Source organism: Streptomyces sp. NBC_01591 (genome assembly GCF_035918155.1).
Classification (GTDB): domain Bacteria; phylum Actinomycetota; class Actinomycetes; order Streptomycetales; family Streptomycetaceae; genus Streptomyces.
The window spans coordinates 5,013,953-5,031,422 of record NZ_CP109327.1; the positions used below are offsets into that span (position 1 = coordinate 5,013,953).

At 70.8% G+C, this 17,470-nt stretch carries 20 protein-coding genes; 10 read left to right on the forward strand and 10 right to left on the reverse strand.

The annotated features are described in order from the left end of the window. The first annotated feature begins 109 nt into the window (after positions 1 to 109). Together OG978_RS23425 and OG978_RS23430 are read left to right on the forward strand one after the other, a co-directional pair. On the forward strand, positions 110 to 931 hold the full coding sequence (locus OG978_RS23425; protein ID WP_326767091.1) for an SDR family NAD(P)-dependent oxidoreductase: 822 nt from the start codon (positions 110 to 112) through the stop codon (positions 929 to 931). A gap of 79 nt (positions 932 to 1,010) precedes the next feature. Continuing rightward, complete coding sequence (locus tag OG978_RS23430; protein WP_326767092.1) at positions 1,011 to 1,574, forward strand: Uma2 family endonuclease; 564 nt, start codon at positions 1,011 to 1,013, stop codon at positions 1,572 to 1,574. A gap of 13 nt (positions 1,575 to 1,587) precedes the next feature. Here OG978_RS23430 and OG978_RS23435 read toward each other — a convergent pair whose 3' ends face one another. Together OG978_RS23435 and OG978_RS23440 are read right to left on the reverse strand one after the other, a co-directional pair. Further along, positions 1,588 to 2,427, reverse strand: a complete 840-nt coding sequence (locus tag OG978_RS23435) for an enoyl-CoA hydratase/isomerase family protein (protein WP_326767093.1) — start codon at positions 2,425 to 2,427, stop codon at positions 1,588 to 1,590. An 82-nt stretch (positions 2,428 to 2,509) separates the two neighbouring features. Continuing rightward, on the reverse strand, positions 2,510 to 4,741 hold the full coding sequence (locus tag OG978_RS23440; protein WP_326767094.1) for an acetate--CoA ligase family protein: 2,232 nt from the start codon (positions 4,739 to 4,741) through the stop codon (positions 2,510 to 2,512). A 162-nt stretch (positions 4,742 to 4,903) separates the two neighbouring features. Between OG978_RS23440 and OG978_RS23445 the strand changes: the two genes are divergently transcribed. After that, positions 4,904 to 5,314 carry a hypothetical protein gene (locus tag OG978_RS23445; RefSeq protein ID WP_442817739.1) on the forward strand — a complete coding sequence of 137 codons (411 nt, stop codon included), beginning with the start codon at positions 4,904 to 4,906 and terminating at the stop codon, positions 5,312 to 5,314. Positions 5,315 to 5,363: 49 nt separating this feature from the next. After that, positions 5,364 to 5,630 carry a hypothetical protein gene (locus OG978_RS23450; protein WP_326767095.1) on the forward strand — a complete coding sequence of 89 codons (267 nt, stop codon included), beginning with the start codon at positions 5,364 to 5,366 and terminating at the stop codon, positions 5,628 to 5,630. A gap of 30 nt (positions 5,631 to 5,660) precedes the next feature. Here OG978_RS23450 and OG978_RS23455 read toward each other — a convergent pair whose 3' ends face one another. After that, a complete protein-coding gene (locus tag OG978_RS23455) occupies positions 5,661 to 6,848 on the reverse strand; it encodes a flavin-containing monooxygenase (RefSeq protein WP_326767096.1) in 1,188 nt (395 codons plus the stop codon). 202 nt (positions 6,849 to 7,050) lie between these two features. Here OG978_RS23455 and OG978_RS23460 point away from each other — a divergent pair, with 202 nt between their 5' ends. After that, on the forward strand, positions 7,051 to 7,503 hold the full coding sequence (locus OG978_RS23460; protein ID WP_326767097.1) for a DoxX family protein: 453 nt from the start codon (positions 7,051 to 7,053) through the stop codon (positions 7,501 to 7,503). Beyond that, entirely contained in the window at positions 7,500 to 7,919 is a 420-nt protein-coding gene (locus tag OG978_RS23465) for a Zn-ribbon domain-containing OB-fold protein (protein WP_326767098.1), read from the forward strand. Before OG978_RS23460 ends, OG978_RS23465 begins: the two co-directional genes overlap by 4 nt. Before the next feature lie 25 nt (positions 7,920 to 7,944). Here the strand turns inward: OG978_RS23465 and OG978_RS23470 are convergent, their stop codons facing one another. From OG978_RS23470 to htpX, 4 genes are all read right to left on the reverse strand, one after another. Beyond that, positions 7,945 to 8,649, reverse strand: a complete 705-nt coding sequence (locus OG978_RS23470) for a hypothetical protein (RefSeq protein WP_326767099.1) — start codon at positions 8,647 to 8,649, stop codon at positions 7,945 to 7,947. 113 nt (positions 8,650 to 8,762) lie between these two features. Next, entirely contained in the window at positions 8,763 to 9,350 is a 588-nt protein-coding gene (locus OG978_RS23475) for a DUF1707 SHOCT-like domain-containing protein (protein ID WP_326767100.1), read from the reverse strand. Between the two features lie 57 nt (positions 9,351 to 9,407). After that, positions 9,408 to 9,992, reverse strand: coding sequence for a PspA-associated protein PspAB (gene pspAB, locus OG978_RS23480; protein ID WP_326767101.1), 585 nt, complete (start codon positions 9,990 to 9,992; stop codon positions 9,408 to 9,410). Between the two features lie 60 nt (positions 9,993 to 10,052). Beyond that, positions 10,053 to 10,982: a zinc metalloprotease HtpX gene (gene htpX / locus OG978_RS23485; RefSeq protein WP_326767102.1), complete on the reverse strand. Its 930-nt coding sequence runs from the start codon at positions 10,980 to 10,982 to the stop codon at positions 10,053 to 10,055. A 214-nt stretch (positions 10,983 to 11,196) separates the two neighbouring features. Between htpX and OG978_RS23490 the strand changes: the two genes are divergently transcribed. Next, complete coding sequence (locus tag OG978_RS23490; RefSeq protein WP_326767103.1) at positions 11,197 to 12,393, forward strand: cytochrome P450; 1,197 nt, start codon at positions 11,197 to 11,199, stop codon at positions 12,391 to 12,393. A 44-nt stretch (positions 12,394 to 12,437) separates the two neighbouring features. Then, positions 12,438 to 12,632, forward strand: coding sequence for a ferredoxin (locus OG978_RS23495; protein ID WP_326767104.1), 195 nt, complete (start codon positions 12,438 to 12,440; stop codon positions 12,630 to 12,632). Between the two features lie 55 nt (positions 12,633 to 12,687). On the opposite strand, the gene OG978_RS23500 is transcribed toward OG978_RS23495, so the two are convergent. Beyond that, positions 12,688 to 13,368 carry a pyridoxine/pyridoxamine 5'-phosphate oxidase gene (locus OG978_RS23500; RefSeq protein WP_326767105.1) on the reverse strand — a complete coding sequence of 227 codons (681 nt, stop codon included), beginning with the start codon at positions 13,366 to 13,368 and terminating at the stop codon, positions 12,688 to 12,690. A gap of 53 nt (positions 13,369 to 13,421) precedes the next feature. Further along, positions 13,422 to 14,591 carry a thiolase C-terminal domain-containing protein gene (locus OG978_RS23505; protein ID WP_326767106.1) on the reverse strand — a complete coding sequence of 390 codons (1,170 nt, stop codon included), beginning with the start codon at positions 14,589 to 14,591 and terminating at the stop codon, positions 13,422 to 13,424. Between the two features lie 185 nt (positions 14,592 to 14,776). Here OG978_RS23505 and OG978_RS23510 point away from each other — a divergent pair, with 185 nt between their 5' ends. Both OG978_RS23510 and OG978_RS23515 read left to right on the forward strand, forming a co-directional pair. Next, positions 14,777 to 16,015: an acyl-CoA dehydrogenase family protein gene (locus OG978_RS23510; RefSeq protein WP_326767107.1), complete on the forward strand. Its 1,239-nt coding sequence runs from the start codon at positions 14,777 to 14,779 to the stop codon at positions 16,013 to 16,015. Continuing rightward, entirely contained in the window at positions 16,015 to 16,500 is a 486-nt protein-coding gene (locus OG978_RS23515) for a nitroreductase family deazaflavin-dependent oxidoreductase (protein ID WP_326767108.1), read from the forward strand. The genes OG978_RS23510 and OG978_RS23515 overlap by 1 nt, the downstream gene beginning before the upstream one ends. Before the next feature lie 120 nt (positions 16,501 to 16,620). Here the strand turns inward: OG978_RS23515 and OG978_RS23520 are convergent, their stop codons facing one another. Beyond that, complete coding sequence (locus OG978_RS23520; RefSeq protein WP_124717053.1) at positions 16,621 to 17,268, reverse strand: TetR family transcriptional regulator; 648 nt, start codon at positions 17,266 to 17,268, stop codon at positions 16,621 to 16,623. Positions 17,269 to 17,470 lie beyond the last annotated feature (202 nt).

Here is a 17,470-nt window from a genome sequence, read left to right on the forward strand (position 1 = left end):
ACGCGGGCTCGGCTAGGGTCTTTGACGAGACGGAGCGTTCCGTCTCGCTGGAGAGGGAGAACCGCCGTGGCGAACGCGGCGTTCCCCATGGACGAAGGAGCGGGATTCTGTGCCGAGCGCCAGGACTTGGTTCATCACCGGTGCGTCCCGCGGCCTGGGGCGCGCCTTCACCGAGGCCGCCCTGTCCGCCGGGGAGCGGGTCGTGGCAGCCGCCCGCGATATCGGTCCGCTCGCCGATCTGGCGGAGAAGTACCCGGACGGACTCCTGCGGCTCTCCCTGGACGTCTCCGACCGCCGAGCCGTGTTCGAGACCGTGGAACGGGCGGCGGCGGCCTTCGACGGCCTCGACGTCGTGGTCAACAACGCCGGCGGCCTGCTGTACGGCATGGTCGAGGAGGCCACCGAGAAGCAGATCCGGGACCACCTCGACGTCAACTTCTTCGGCGCCGTCTGGGTCGCCCAGGCCGTGATCCCCCACCTGCGCGCGCGGGGCTCCGGGCGCCTCCTCCAGATCACCTCGATGGGCAGCGGCGGCGGCATGGCCTCCGTCGGGTTCTACGGGGCCGGGAAGGCAGCGCTCGACTCGGTCAGCGAGGCACTGGCGATGGAGGTCGAGCAGTTCGGGATCAAGGTCACCATCGTCCAGATGGGCGGCTATGCCACGGGCCTGTTCACCTCCGGCACCACGGAGACCGCACCCGACCCCGCCTACGACGAGCTGCGCACCCGGCTCACGGAGATGTGGGGCGACTACGCGGGCCCGGACCCGAGCGAGGCGGCCCCCGCGCTCCTGAAACTGGCCGAACTGCCGGACCCGCCGCAACGCCTGATCCTCGGCGACAAGTCGTTCGACGCCGTCCTGGAGATGGACCGGGCCCGCGAGGAGCAGTACCGCGCCTGGGAATCCCTCAGCCGCATGGCCCCGGGGTGAGCGTGAGCGGCTGTGACCGTGTCTGGTCACGGGCCGCTACTCTGAGTCGTCGGACCGGCTGAGCGGGAGGAGACATCGAATGACCAGTGCGCACGACTACAGCCAGGGCATCGATTCCGAACGCGCTCTGAAGTTCGCGGTGCAGCGGATCCGCGGAGACCGCGCCCAGATCATCGAAGGGATCATCGAGCCCGTGACGCCGACCTGGGACCACGAACGGGCGGCCCGAGTCGTCCGTCGGCAGATCGAGGACCGCGTGGACGAACTCGGCTGCGTCGAGGGCTCGGGCAACCTGGACCTGCCCGGTTCGTCGAACTGGTACGTCCCCGACATCGCCGTCGTGCCCGAGGAGCTGGCGAAGGGCGGCGGCGCCCTGCTCCCCGATCAGACCCTGCTCGTAGTGGAGGTCACCTCGGAGTCGAACGCGGAGACCGACCGCGTCGTGAAGCGGCGACGCTACGCCGAGTACCGCGCCCCGCTGTACCTCCTCGTCGACCGGATCGAGGGCAGCGTGACCCTGTTCTCCGAGCCCGGCCACCTGGGCTACACCCACGTGGACGGCCCGCACCCGTTCGGTGCGGTTCTGAGGCTGCCGCATCCGTTCGACCTGGACCTGCACACCAACGGCCTGTCACCCGCGTGACCGCCCGAAGAACCTAGACCCCCCGGTACTTCGGCACTCGTCGCTCCACGAAGCTCGCCACGCCCTCATTGGCGTCCTGTGTCGTCATGTTGATCTCCTGGGCCATGGCCTCGGCGGCGAAGGCCGTCGGCCGGTCGGCATCCATCGACGCGTTGACGAGCTGCTTGGTCAGGGCGATCGCACGGGTCGGCCCCTCGGCCAGCCGCTGCGCCCACGACCGCGCCGTCGCCGCCAACTCCCCGTCCGGTACGACGCGGTTGACCAGTCCCAGGCGTTCCGCCTCCGCCGCCGGCAGCGAGTCCCCGAAGAACATCAGCTCCTTGGCGCGCTGCGGGCCGATCAGCCGCGGCAGCAGATACGCACCGCCGCCGTCGGGCACGAGACCACGGCGTACGAACACCTCGATGAACTTCGCCGATTCGGCGGCCAGCACCAGATCGCAGGCGAACGCGAGATGGGCGCCGATACCGGCCGCCGTGCCGTTGACGGCCGCGACGACGGGCTTCTCGCAGTCCAGGACCGCGGCGATCAGACGCTGCGCGCCGAGCCGGATCGTACGGGCCACATCGCCCGGCACCCGCTCGCCGGTCGCCGGGGCACCGCGCAGGTCGGCGCCCGCGCAGAAACCGCGGCCGGTGGCGGTGAGGACGACGGCCCGGACCGCCGGGTCTGCGGAGGCCTCGGCGAGCAGGCCGATGAGGCGGTCCCGCTGCTCCCAGGTGACGGCGTTCATCGCTTCGGGACGGTTGAGCGTGATCCAGGAGACGCCGTTGTCAGTGGTGTGGAGTACCAATGAATGGAGCGGGTCGGCGGACTCGACGGACTCGGTGATGTCTTCGGGGGAGGACGGCATGGGACAGCTCCTGGGTGGACGCGGTGGTGGACGCGGTGATGGGCACGATGGCGAGCGATTCGGGCGATGGCGGTGCGACCGGTCAGCGGCAGACGGCGAGCGCGTCCAGCGCCACCGCGCCCTGCCCCCGCCCGAGCACCATCAGCGGGTTGATGTCCAGCTCGGCGAGGTCGTCGCCCAGTTCCAGCGCCATCCGCTGTACCCGCAGCACGACCTCCACGAGCGCGTCCACATCCACCGGCGGACCGCCGCGTACGCCCTCCAGCAGGGCCCGGCCGCGCAGTTCGCCCAGCATCGACCGCGCCTGGTCCTCGCCGAACGGCGGCACCCGCACCGCCGCGTCGTGCAGCACCTCGACCAGCACACCGCCGAGCCCGACCGTCACCGTCGGCCCGAACAGCGCGTCCTGCGTGACGCCGACCATCATCTCGACGCCCCGCTCGACCATCTGGCAGACCAGGATCCCGTCCAGCTCGATGCCCTCGAACCGCGCGATGTCGGTCAGCTCGCGGTACGCGTCCCGCACCTGGCTCGCGGAGGTGAGCCCGACCTTGACCAGGCCCAGTTCGGTCTTGTGGGCGAGCCGGGCGCCCGACGCCTTCATGACCACCGGGTAGCCGACCAGCGCCGCGGCCCGGACGGACGCCGCGGCGCTGGTCACCAACTGCTCGCGCGGTACGCGGATTCCGTACGCCCGCAGCAGCTGCTTCGCCGCGTGCTCGCTCAGCTGCTGGCCCGGACGCATCAGTGCCTGCGCCTTGCGGAACGAGGGCGAAGGCGTGCGGGGCGCCTCGTCGAAGGGGGAGCGGTAGGAAGCGGCGAACCGGTGGTGGTCCAGGTAGGCCTTCACGGCGGTGATGCAGTTGCCGAAGGTACGGAAGGTGGCGACGCGGGACGAGCCGAGCAGCGTCGTGCGGTACGCCTCCTCCGTACCGACGGGCGAGCCCCACACCACGCACACCAGCTTGTCCGTGGTCTCCGCCGCGTCCACCAGGTCCTGTGCGAGCTTGTCGCTCATCGGGGGGAAGGGGCCGGTGATCGGACAGATCAGCACCCCGACGTCGGGGTCGGCGAGTATCGCGTCGATGATCTTCCGGCCGCGCCAGTCGCCGACCGGATGGCCGCCGTTGTCGACCGGGTTCGCCACGTTCAGATAGCCGGGAATCCACTCGTGCAGCTCGCGCTGCTTCGCCTCGGACAGGGTGGGCAGGCTCAGCCCCGCGCCGGTCGCCAGGTCCGAGAAGTGCGCGCCCGTGCCGCCCGAGATCGAATACACGACGACCCCTTCGGCCTGCGGCTTCCGTGCCCGCGCGAGCAGGGCCGCGGTGTCCTGGAGTTCGTCGAGCCCGTCCACCCGGATCACACCGAACTGCCGCATCGCCGCGTCCACCACCTGGTCGGCGCCGGTCAGCTTGCCGGTGTGTGACGCGGCCATCCTGGCCCCCGTCTCCGTACGCCCCACCTTGACCGCCACGACCGGAACCCCGGCCCGCGCCGCCCGGTCCGCGGCCAGCAGAAAGGAGCGCCCGTCCTTGAGTCCCTCCACGTAGCAGGCGATGGCCCCGACCTCGGGCCGCTGCGAGAAGTACGAGATGAAGTCGGCGGTCTCCAGATCCGCCTCGTTGCCCGTGGGTGCCCAGTGCGAGAGCCGTACACCCAGCTCCTGAAGGGTGTAGACGGGGCGGCCCTGGTGGCCGGACTGGGTGATCAGCGCGATGGCCGGCCCGTCCAGATCGTCCCGGAACCTCTCGAAGGCGTTGAGGTTGGTGTTCGGCCCGAGCAGCCGCAGCCCGGACCGTTCCACCGCCGCGGCCAGCCGCGCCTGGGCGGCGGCGCCCTCCTCACCGGTCTCGGCGAATCCGGAGGCGAAGGCGACGGCGAACCGCACCTTGGCCTGCGCGAGTTCCTCGATCACCGGGAGCGGATCGCCGACCAGCAGCACAGCCAGATCGACCTGTTCGGGCAGTTCGGCGACGGAAGGGGAACAGGCCCGCCCGAACACGGACTCCCGGGTGGGATGCACGGGATACAGCCGCGCCCCGACCCGCTCGGCCCAGCCGATCAGCTGTCGGGTGATGCCGGTGTTGGGCCGCCCCTCGGTGTCGGACGCGCCGATGACGGCCACGGACCCGGGCCGGAAGAACCGGTCCAGATCCGGCACGGCCGCGTGCAGCGGCCGGCCGCTGACGTCCAGGACGCACTCCGTGGCGGCATCGACCGTCATGCTGTGGACGGCGGCATGCGGCTCTTCGCCGCAGGCCACCACCCTGGCGCGGAAGTCGGTGGTGAGGGTGCCGTGAGTCGATCCAAGCATCGTTCCGCCCACTCCTGGTCGGGGTCCGTCGGGTGATCGTGCCCGGCCAGCCCAAAGCTGACGCTCTGTCAGGTTACTGAACTGACGGCGCGTCAGGAATGGGTGTGCAGGCAAAGGCTGAGAGAGGGAGTGCGGCGGCGGCCGGGGCCGTACAACTTCCGGGTGATCTTGAACGTCCAACGGTCGGGCCGGAGACACCGGCCGTCGTTCGCCATCGCCGCCGGTCTCCTGGCAGACCTGCGACGCCACGAGCCCCGGCTGTTGCTCGGCGAGGAGGACATCCGCCGACTGGCCCCCGCCGTCGCCGCCTGGTTCGAACGCGACGCTCACCCCGATGCCGTACGCCGCACCCTCGTCGCTGACCTGCCCGAATCGCTGACACGCCCGGCGGGCCTCCTCGCCCACCGCCTCAGGGCGCTCCTGCCGCCACCACTGCCCACCACGGCCCCGGCTGAGGAAGCCGCGCCGTGCCGTGACCCTCTCCAGAACTGCGACGGCTGCGACCGGGCCTTCCGGGCTCCGGAGCCCGGCCACTGCCGCGAGTGCCGAACCGACCTGAAGGAGGCCGCCTAGCATGAACGTGACGACCCTTGCCCCCAGGCACAGACGAGGAGCGCACGCCATGGCCAACGCCCCGGACCACGCACAGCGGGATTCGCTCCACTACCGGGCCATGCGCGACATCATCGAGCAGATGCAGGACGACGTTCCCGGAAAGTTCGAGATCACCAAAGAAGGGATCGTGCACGACATGATGGCTCCGGGGCGTCCCCACGAGACGACGCCGGACGGCCCGCGCTACGCGATCCGCAAGGACTTCGTGTACGGCGAGGACGTCACCATCGGTGAGTGGACGATCTCGACCGACGGGCTGCCGCTGTACGCCTGATGCCCACGGGCAGGCCCGCCCCGCGCGGTATCAGCCCCGGCGTGCCAGCCGCTTCGCGATCTTCCTCGCGTCCAGGGCCAGTTCGCGCAGCATGCCGCTGATCGGGTTGGTGAAGCCGGTGAAGTACAGGCCGGGGGCCTGCTTGGGGGTGCGGGCGCCGTGGACCACCGGCCGGCCCCGGGCGTCCAGTACGTCGAGGTGGCCGACCAGGCCCTCCAGGGCGCGCCGGTAGCCGGTCGCCGCGATCACCGCGTCCGGGTTGATCCGCTCGCCGCCGGCCAGCACCACCGCGTCCCCGTCGAACGACTCGACGGCCGCCACCGGCACCACCCGGCCGCGCTTCACCGCGTCGATCAGCCCCACGTCCTGCACCGGGATCGCGCCGTCCTTGACCCGTGAGTACAGACCGGTGTCCGGACGGGGGAGGCCCTGCGCGGTGAGGTCGGGCACGGCAGCCCTGGCCATCAGGCGCCCGGCCCGGTCGACCAGCCGGACCGGCAGCCTGCGTACCAGGATGCCGGTCAACTGCGCGGGCCAGCCCGCCGTCGAGCGGCGCACGATGTGCGGCACGGTGCGCACGGCGATCCGGACCCGGGACGCCCCACCCTCGACCAGGTCGACGGCGATCTCCGCGCCCGTGTTGCCGATGCCGACGACCAGGACGTCCTTGCCCGCATACGGGGCGGGGTTGCGGTAGTCGGAGGCGTGGACCAGATCGCCGGTGAAGGTGTCGAGGCCGGACCAGTCGGGGATGCGCGGGGTGTGGTTGAAGCCGGTGGCGACGACGACCGCCCGGCCGGTCAGCACCCGGCCGCCGGTCGCGGTCAACTGCCAGCTCCTGCCGTCCGGGGCGCGGTCGATCCGGGACACCTCGACGCCCGTCACCACCTCCAGCTCATGGTGCTCGGCGTACTTGTCCAGATAGCGCACCACATCGTCCCTGGACACCCAGCGCCCGAACCGGCGCGGCATCGCGAGCCCCGGCAGCGCGGACCGGCTCCGGGTCGTGTGGAGGTGCAGCCGGTCGTAGTGGCGGCGCCAGGACGCGCCCACGTTCCCGGACTTCTCCAGCACGACCGCCCGTACGCCCTGCTCGCGCAGGGCCGCCGCGGCGGCGAGGCCGCCCGGACCGCCACCGATGACGTATACGGGCCGGTCCTCGGTGAGGTCGCTCGGGGCCGATATGGGGATACCGGCGGTAAGTGCACTGTCGGACATGGTTCGGAGCGTAATCGCGCCCCCGGTTGATGGGTCTCGGTCAAGACCGGAATCGATTGCGAATTGATCACGGGTGTGCGCTTTTCGTTCGCCTCGCGGCCGCCTCTTGCGCACTCCTTGCACGCCTCTTGCGCGACTCGCCTGCCATCGGGTGAACTGACGTACCGTCAGATTCAGTGAACGGGAGGCCACGGGAGGCCCCATGCAGACGATCTGGCTCGGCGGAGCCGAGTGGCTCGCCGTTCTCCGGATAGGCCTCGGCCTGTGGTGGCTGGAGAGCTGGCGGCACAAGGACAAGAAGGGCTGGTTCGAGCGCGGTACGGGCATCGCCTGGGCCGCCGACGTCGCGGGCAAGCACCGGTGGGCGGCCGTACGTACCGGATTCCGGCGGATCGTCGCTCCGCGCCCCAAGGTCATGGCCTACGTCGTCGTGTACGCCGAACTCGCTCTGGGGCTCGGCCTGGTCGCCGGATTCCTCACCCCCGTCGCACTGGCCGCGGGGCTCCTCCTCAACCTTCTCTATCTCGTGCTGATGATCCACGACTGGGCCGAGCAGGGGCAGAACGCGATGATGGCGCTCATCTCGCTCGTCGCGCTGTTCGCGATGTCCTGGCAGACCTGGTCCCTCGACGAAGCGATCGGACTTTTCCTGTGACCGCGTCCGCCGTACGTTTCGACCTCCCCGAGCCCGACGCCTTCACCCGCCCGTACTGGGACGCCGCCGACCGGGGGCAGTTGCTGCTGCGCCGCTGCGCAGCCTGCGGGCGCGCGCACCACTACCCGCGCGAGTTCTGCCCGCACTGCTGGAGCGAGGACGTCACCTGGGAGCGGGCGAGCGGGGACGCCACGCTCTACACCTGGTCCGTCGTCCACCGCAACGACCTGCCGCCGTTCGGCATCCGCGTCCCGTACGTCGCCGCCGTGGTCGACCTGGCGGAGGGGCCGCGGATGATGACGGAGATCGTGGGGTGCGAGGAGTCCGCTCTCGCCATCGGCATGGCGCTGCGGGTGGCCTTCCGGCGGGAGGAGGGGGCGGAGGCCGTTCCGGTCTTCCACCCCGGAGACTGCTGAGCGCGCTGCGCCGGACAGGCCCGCCCTACTTCTTCCGCTGTGCGGGACCGAGAGCGGGCGGCCACTGGTCGACCTCTGCGGGGCCGGAATCGCCGTCCTTCCACTCGGGGTCGTAGGCACAGGGCACGGAGGCACCGCCGGTGAAGTATTCACGGTCCTGGTACCAGGTGAAGGACATCCGCTCGGACCCGTCGTCCCGCTGGACGTACAGGTCCCAGGTCTTGCTCTTCCCGCCCTCGCGGTAGGACGTGACCTTCCAGCCGTCGTCCTTGAGCTGTCGGTGCAGTCGGCGGAGGCCGGAGACGGCCTGGCTCGCGGGCACGTGGTCCAGCGCCCAGCGGTGGCTCATCCGATAGGCGCCGTCGACGGTCTTGTCCTCCAGCCCGAGCAGACCCCCGTCGTAGCAGTAGCCGGAGCTCAGTGTGTTCTCCGTGCTGACGCCGATGTCCTCGACCCCCGGCTCCACGGTGCGCTTGAACCCCATGAGGTCGTACACCTCCTGGGAACGCTGGAAGGCACGGTCCGCCATCTCCTCGGGTGCGACCCGGGGCATGTCCGTCGACCCGGACAAGAACCATGCGAGCAGGACGACCAGAGCGACAACGGGTACGACGAGGAGCGTGACGCAGCCGCATCCGAGGGCCCCGAGAACGGAAGAGGGGGACCTGGACCCGGTCGGGGCGGGAACAGGATCGGGGGCGGTGTCGGTGGGTGCGGTCTCCTCGGGCATACGGGGGACGGTATGCCGTCGGCGGAGGGCGCTGGATGGGCGCGTTCACCCGCAAGGAGTAGGTATGCGTACTCAGTTGATCCGCACCGGGTGCAGGTGCGGATCGGCGCGGCTCAGGGCTCGATGCCGCGCAGTTTGCGGCGTTCGCGGAAGTTCGGGTGGCGGACGACCACACCGCCCATGCCGCAGGAGCCCGTCAGCCGGAGGAGCGGGGCGCCGGGAGTTTTCTTGTCCGTGGTCTTGTCCTTCAGGCCGCCGAGGCCGTGGTCCAGGCTGTCGGTGTGTACGGTCCAGCCCTCCGGGATCACGATCTTCACCCCGGCCATCTCGCCGCGCACTTCCAGCGAGATCTCGCGCAGCCGGCATTCGGCGCGGGTGAAGTCGATCCTGACGCCGCCGATGCCGCCCTGGGCGCGTATCACCGGAGGCACCTTCCAGACGCCCGAGCGCGTCACGCCGTGCATGCCGCCCTTGAGGACCAGCGGCTCGCCCGTGGCCACCTCGATGGGGACCAGGTCCTCGGTGAGGGGCGCGAGTTCGGCATAGGTCTTGGCGGACAGCGCCTGCCCGAGCCGGGTGTCCAGCTCGTCCATGTCGATGCGGCCCTCGGCCGCCGCCTCCCGCAACTGCTCGACCACCGCCTCGCGATCGGCATCCGAAGCGCGCATACGGTGGGCGGAACGGGCGGGCTCAGCAGTCATGGAAGCGATGATACGGGCGGGTACGCCGCCGGGCCCCCTGTCATCGGGCTCCCCGCGTCACAGCCCCGGCGCCCCCCACACCGGGAACCACCGGGCCAGGTCCTTCTCCATGCGCAGGTCGTCCCCGAGTACCGCCCTGACCTGCAACTCCAACTGGTTGTCCCGCCTCTCGGCGCCGCCGGGCACCGGGGCGAACGGGTAGAACGTGCCGCGCTTGTAGAGGTAGACCAGGGCCAGCGGACGGTCCCGCTCGTCCCGGAAGCCGATCAGGGAGCAGAGCAGGTGCGGGCCGAACCCGCCGTCCTGGAGCAGGGTGTTGACCGCGTGCAGGTCGTTGACCAGGGCGGCGGTGTCGTCGGCCGGACGGCGGGAGAGCAGCCAGGTGTAGCCGTACGTGTCCTGGCTGAACTCCACCGGGATGCCGCCGCGGCCGGTGTCGGCGTCGAGCAGTTCGCGTACGTCCTGCTGGAGGCGGGCGAAGGCGCCGCCCTCGACGCCCGCGAAGCAGACCGAGCCGAGACCGGTGGGTGTGAAGCCCGCGCCCGCCTGGAGGGTGAGGGCGGCGGAGGGTACGGCGAAGAGCTGGTCGAGGTCGGGGCGGACCGGCTTGCTGCGGCCGAGGATGGTGTCGAGAAGACCCATGGGCGTTCCTTCGGGCGTTCCTTGCGGACGGGAGGGCGTTCCTTGCGTCCCCTGCGGACCTCACGGACGGGCGAGGTCGGCGGAGATGCGGGCCAGCTGGTCGAGGCGCTGTTCGAGGGTCGGGTGGGAGGAGAGCAGCCGGCTCAGGCTCTCCTTGGAGGAGAACGCGGGGACGAAGTAGAAGGCGTTGTACGGCTGCGCCTTGCGCAGGTCCTCGGTCGGGATGCGGGCCATCTGGCCGTTCACCTTGGTGAGGGCGGAGGCGAGCGCGGACGGGCGGCCGGTGAGCAGGGCGGCGGTGCGGTCGGCGGAGAGCTCGCGGTAGCGGGAGAGCAGCCGGGTCAGCAGGAAGCTCAGGGCGTACACGACCGCGCTGACCAGCGGGATCAGCATGATCGCGATGCCGACGGGGTCGCTGCTCCGGCTGTTGCGGGAGAGGCCGCCCCACAGGGCGACCCGGGTGATGATGCCGGCGAGCACACCGAGGAACGAGGCGATCGTCATGACGGCGACATCGCGGTGCGCGACATGCGACATCTCGTGCGCGAGCACGCCCTCCAGCTCCGCGGGCTCCAGTCTGCGCAGGAGCCCGGTGGTGGCGCAGACGAGAGCGGTCTTCTCGCTGCGGCCGGTCGCGAAGGCGTTCGGTACGTCGCTCTGGGCGATGGCCACGCGGGGTTTCGGCATATCGGCAAGAGCGCAGATCCGGTCGACGGCGCCGTGCAGCTCCGGCGCCTCCTCCGGGGTGACTTCATGGGCTCCCATGCTGAAAGCGGCGATGCGGTCGCTGAACCAGAACTGCGCGATGAACATGCCGCCGACGAAAATCAGAATGATCGGCCAGGCGCCGCGCAGCACGGCGAGCAGTACGCCGACCAGGACCACGTACAGCAGGCCGATCAGGAACATGGTGCCGACCATGCGTGTGGTCAACCCGCTGTCCGGGGCGTAACGGGAGTGGGTGCGCGTACGGGAACGGGTTCGGCTCATTTTCGCCTCCAGTCGCCCTGGTGCCTTCCATCTTGCCCCTTTCATTTGGAAAGCGGAGACGAGCGGGTGGCTCGAAATGCCCGCTCGGTCCGGCGGGCGGAAAATGGATCTCTCCGAGGACATTTGGCCGAACAACACCTAGACCCATTAGGTGCCCGAGGCATCTAGTGGCAAGGGATCGGTAGGACTCCCCCATCTCTTTGCGAGGTCCGCCATGGCAGACGCCGAGACCGTCTCCTTTCCGCAGAACCGCACCTGCCCTTATCACCCGCCGACGGAATATCGCAGCGAGCACCGGGGGCAGCAGCCGGTGTCCCGCGCCCGGCTCTTCGACGGCCGTACGGCTTGGCTGGTGACCGGGCACGCCGAGGCGCGTTCGCTCCTGGTGGACCCGAGGCTGTCGTCCGACCGGGAGAACCCCACGTTCCCGATCTTCGCCGAGCGGCTGGCCAGGAGCTCCCTGCGGCGCGTCGAGCTGCTCGGCGTCGACGATCCGGAGCACAACGTCCAGCGCCGGATGCTGATCCCGAGCTTCACGGTCAAGCGGACGGCCGCGCTCCGGCCGCAGATCCAGGAGACCGTGGACCGGCTGCTCGACACGATGGTCGAGCAGGGCCCACCGACCGATCTGGTCGGCGCCTTCGCCCTGCCCGTGCCCTCCATGGTCATCTGTGCGCTGCTCGGGGTGCCCTACGACGACCATGAGTTCTTCGAGGCGCAGTCGCGCAAGCTGCTCCGCGGCCCGGCGGCCGCGGATGTCGAGGCGGCGCGGGACGCGCTCGACGACTACTTCCGCGTGCTGATCGAGAGGAAGCGGGTCACCCCCGGCGATGGGCTGCTCGACGAGCTCATCGTCAAGCAGCTGGAGACCGGGGCCGTGGACCACGAGGAGCTGGTGCGGCTGGCCCAGATCCTGCTCATCGCCGGGCACGAGACGACCGCGAACATGATCTCGCTCGGCACGTTCACGCTTCTCCAGCACCCCGACCAGCTGGCCCGGATGCGCGAATCCGATGGGCTGATGGCCAGCGCGGTCGAGGAACTGCTCCGATTCCTGTCCATCGCCGACGGGCTTTCGCGGGTGGCCGTCGATGACATCGAAGTGGGCGGGGTGACCATCCGGGCGGGGGACGGCGTCATCCTGACCACGTCGGTGATCAACCGGGACGAGACCGTGTATCCGTCACCGGACGAGCTGGACCTCGGCCGGAACGCGCGCAATCACGTCGCTTTCGGGTTCGGAGTCCATCAATGTCTGGGCCAGAATCTGGCACGGGCCGAGTTGGAGATCGCGCTGCCCGCGCTTTTCGACCGCCTTCCCGGACTGCGGCTTGCGGTACCCGCCGAAGAAATCCCGTTCAAACCGGGTGACACCATCCAGGGCCTGCTCGAACTTCCCGTGACATGGTGAATCGAAACATGGCGATCGGAATGCGACCGGAAGGTTCAGCTGGGATGCAGACGCAGATCAGTATCGACAGGGATCGGTGCATCGGCGCGGGGCAGTGCGCGCTCACCGCACCGAAGGTATTCACCCAGGACGACGATGGGTTCAGCGAACTGCTGCCCGGCTACGAGGACGCCCTCGACGGTGCCATGGTGAAGGAGGCCGTCCGCGCCTGCCCGGTACAGGCGATCTCCCTCGGTTGACGGGCCGCCGGGGCCGTGCCCGTACGGCCGGGGCCGTGCGGGCACGGGGCGGGGGCTACGGCCAGAGCAGCTCCCGGGTCCAGGCCGCGTCGTTCCGGGCCGCGTCCGGCCTGCGGTAGCGCAGCCGTACGTGTCTGCGTCCCGCGTCGCCCTGGAAGAACTCGACCTCCCGCGCCTCCACCACGTACCGGGTCCAGCTCGCGACCTCCGCGTCCGGTTCGGCCCGCGCCCGTTCCCAGGCGGCGTCGGCGGTGCGGGCCAGCTCCTCCCGCGAGCCCAGCACCTCGCTCTGCGACCCGGTCAGCGCCGATGCGAGCGCCCCGGTCGAGCGGGCGTGCAGATCGGCCAGGCTCTCGGCGGGCGCGCATGCGGTGACCGGACCCCGCACCCGCACCTGCCGGCCCTGCGCCGGCCAGTAGAAGCCGAGCGCCGCGTACGGCCGGGCGGCGAGCTGGCGGCCCTTCGCGCTGGTGCGGTGGGTGGCGAAGTGCCAGCCGCGCTCGTCCGCGTCGTGCAGCATCAGCGTCCGCACGTCGGGGTGCCCCTCGTCGTCCGCGGTGGCCAGCGACATCGTGTGCGGCTCCACCTGCCCGGCGGCCACCGCCTCGGCGAACCAGCTGTGGAAGAGGGGGAGCGGGGCCGGGGGAGCGGCAGCCGGGTCGAAGCCGGGAAGCTCCACGTCCCAGACGCGCTGGGCGTGGAGCAGGTCCAGGAAGCTCTGGTGTGCGTCGGTCATGCCCCCATTGCAGCGCATGGCCCGGTACGGGATCTGCCCCCTCGTCCCACCCCTCACCCCCGCCCCAGCACCACCGTCCCCGACGAGCAGAACCAGCCGCCCGTCCCCGATGCCACCGCCAGTTCCGGGAGCCGGCCGCCCGCTTTGCGCACCTGGCGTTCGCCCGCCTCGCCGCGCAGTTGGCGTACCGCCTCCACCAGCAGGAACAGTCCGCGCATCCCGGGATGGCAGGCGGACAGGCCGCCGCCGTCGGTGTTCACCGGAAGCTCGCCGGTGAGCCCGGTCCGGCCCTTCTCCACGAAGGCGCCGCCCTCGCCCTTCGCGCAGAAACCCAGGTCCTCCAGCGTCACCAGCGTCATATAGGTGAACGCGTCGTAGATCTCGGCGAGATCGATGTCCGCGGGCCGCACCCCCGCCCGCTCGAACGCCAGGCGGCCCGAGACCGCCGCGGGGGAGACCGTGAAGTCGTCCCACTCCGACATGGTGGAGTGCGAGACGTGCTCACCCGTGCCGAGGATCCACACCGGCGCCTTCGCCGTGTCCTGCACGTACTCCTCGGCGGCCAGCAGCACCGCGCAGCCGCCGTCGCTGCGGATGCAGCAGTGCAGTTTGGTGAACGGGTCCGCGATCATCGGCCCGGACAGCACGTCGTCCACCGTGACCGGGTCCCGGAACATCGCGTCCGGGTTGGCCGCCGCGTTCGCCCGCGCCTGGACCGCGACCTCGGCGAGCTGCTCCAGGGTCGTCCCGTACTCGTGCATGTGACGGCGGGCGGCCATCGCGTACTTGGCGATCAGCGAGTGCCCGTACGGCACCTCGAACTGGAGCGGGCCGCGCGCCCCGAAGGAGAGGTTGGAGGTCCGGCGGCCCGCCTTGATGTCCGCGCGCGCCGTCGACCCGTACACCAGCAGTACGGCATTGGCGTGCCCCGCCGCGATGGCGTCCGCCGCATGGGCCGCCATCACCTCCCAGGTCGAGCCGCCCACCGCGGTGGAGTCCACCCAGGTGGGTTTCAGGCCCAGGTACTCGGCGACCTCGACCGGGGCGAGCGTGCCGAGCCCGGCGGAGGCGAAACCGTCGACGACGGACCGGTCCAGCCCCGAATCGGCCAGCGCCCGGCGGGCGGCCTGGGCGTGCAGGGCGTATGGCGTGGCCGTCTCGACGCGTCCGCAGTCGGCGAGGGATATGCCGACGACAGCGACCTTGCGGTGGGAAGAAGGCATGAATCTGACGGTACATCAGATCTGTTGCGGGTGGACCGCTCGGTGGTGCGGTGATCTTCCGGCTTCCCGGCTCGGGATCTTCCGGCTCCTCCCGTGCGCGACTCTGGGCATCTCGGTGATTCACCCCTAACATGACGCACCGTCAGATCAGAGGCCGGAGGCTTCTGAGGGGAAGGAGTCCGACGATGGATGCCGCCTTCACCGCGGAACAGGACGAGATCCGCCGCACCTTGCGCGAACTGCTGGCCGCACGCTGCGCACCCGACGACATCAGGAGCGCCGTGCGCACCGCCGACGGGTACGACGCGGACCTGTGGCGACGGCTCGCCCAGGACCTCGGGCTGCCCGGACTCGCCCTCCCGCAGGAGCACGGAGGCGTCGGCTGCGGCCTCACCGAGCTCGCCGTCGCCTGCGAGGAGACCGGCCGCGCCCTGCTGCCCTCGCCCCTGATCGCCACCGCCGCGCTCGCCGCGCCCCTGATCGCCGCACTCGGCACCGATGCCCAGCGCACCGCCCTGCTGCCGCGCATCGCGGCCGGTGGGCTGACCGCGACCCTCGCCGTCCCCGGCGGCTCGCTCGCCACCGCCCTCGGCCTCACCGGCGACCCCGTCGACGGCACCTGGGCGGGCGGCGGCCGGGCGGGCGGCATGCAGGCCAGGCCGGTCGCCGGCGCGGAGGGCTGGCGGCTGTACGGGGAGGCCGCGCAGGTCCTCGACGGGCACAGCGCCGGACTCCTCCTGGTCGCGGCCCACGCGGGCGGCTTCCCGCGCAGCCGTACGCTCCTCTTCCTGGTCCGCCCGGACGCGGCGGCCGGAGCCGTCCGCACCCGCCTCACCTCGCTCGACGAGACCCGCCCGCTGGCCCGGATCGAACTCCGCGACACCGAGGCCGAACTCCTCGGCGCGGACGACACCGTGGACGTCACCGGCGCCCTCGCCTCGGCCGGGCACCCGGTTGCCGCGCTGCTCGCAGCGGAGGCGGTGGGGGCGGCGGCGAGCGCGCTGGAGCGGACGGTCGAGTACGTCAGGGCGCGCGAGCAGTTCGGCCGGGCGATCGGCTCGTTCCAGGCTGTGAAGCACCGCCTCGCGGATCTGTACGTACAGGTGCAGGCGGCCCGCTCCGCCGCGTACTACGCGGCCTGGGACCCGGCCGCCGCCGGGGGACTCGCCCTGGCCCAGGCCCTGGAGGCGCTCCGGATCACCACCGCCGAGGCCGTCCAGCTGCACGGCGGGCTCGGCTTCACCTGGGAACACGAGGCGCATCTGTACTTCAAGCGGGCGGCGGCCGACGAACTGCTCTTCGGCCCCGTCCACCGGCTCCGCGACCACGCGGCGCAGCGGGCCGGACTCTTCACGGGAACGGCCCTGGGGCCGGCTGCTTCCGGACCGGCTGCTCCCGGACCGGTCGAGCAGGTGGCGGTCTGATGGCGCCCGGCGTCCGGCTGATCCAGAAGGTCTCCTCCACCCGCACGTTCGCGAGGATCGCCCCGCATGTCGTGCCCGTCATGGACCGTACGGTGCACCGGCTCACGCGCGGCAAGGTGCTGCTCAGCGCCCAGATGCTGCCGGGGCTGATCCTGACGGTGCCGGGGGCGAGGAGCGGGCAGCTCCGAACCACTCCACTGGCCTGCATGCCGGAGAACGGGGCGGTGCAGAGCTGGATCCTGGTCGGCAGCAACTTCGGCCGCACGGGGCACCCGGCCTGGACCGCGAATCTGCTGGCCGGTCCCGACAAGGCGGTCGTCAACTGGCAGGGCAGGGACGTTCCGGTGCGCGCCACGATGCTGGAGGGCGCCGAACGGGACGAGGTGTGGCGGGCGGCGCTGAAGTTCTGGCCGCCGTACGCGACTTACCAGGCGCGGGTCGATCGGGAGATCCGGCTCTTCAGACTGGTGATCCGGGCGTCGTGAACACGGTCCGGGTGCACCGACGGCGGACCACATGCGTGGCCCGCCGTCGGTGAGACAGGACCTGGGGCGCCCGGGACGGCCGCGCGATACCCGGTGGGGGAGGGGCCGTCGGCGCCTGTGCTACCTCGTCGGCTTCTTCCCGGTGATGCCCAGATGTACCAGCAGGGCGAGATTCGGCTTGAGTTCGGCCTGCTTCACGCCCCAGGTCGTGAAGCCCTTCTGGTGCGAGGCGACGGCGGCCAGCATCGCGACCAGCGAGCCCGCCATCGCGGCGGCGCTGACCTCCTTGTCGACCTTGCCCTTGGCCTGGAGCTCCTTCACCGAATCGGTGAGGGAGTTGGTGACCGAGTTCAGGATCTTCATGCGGATCTTGTAGAACCGCTTGTCGCCCTCGGCCGCACCGAGGTCGACCACGCGCAGGATCGCGTCGTGGTGCCGCCAGAAGTCGAGGAAGCCCTCGACGAGTTCTTCGGCTGTCTGCCAGCCGGCCTTGCCGACCCAGGAGCGGCCGGCGACCAGTTCGGTCAACCCGGCGCCCTCCTTGGCCATTTCCTCGGCGATTTCGAGGACGGCGCCCTCGACGTCGGGGAAGTATTGGTAGAAGGTCGCGGGTGAAGTCCCCGCCTTCCGGGCGACGTCGATGACTTTGACGTCCCGGTACGGCGAGGAGCTGAGCATCTCGCTGAGGCAGTCGAGCAGCTTCTGCCGCGTCGCCTGTCCGCGTCGACCGGCCACGCGGCCGTCGACGGTGCGCACTTGTCCTGTCATGCCGTCAGCTTACCGAGGGGTGATGGGAGCGCGATTCGGCCGACTGCAAATGGGGTTCACCGCAGGAACGGTGGGGGGAGTGGCCGGATTTCGACGTATGCGCACCCGGAGTGCGCCACGGAGCGATAAGTCTTATCAACAGCCTGTGGATAACTTCCGTGGATAACTTTCCGTGATGCCGTGAGCAGGGACTCTGCCGCCG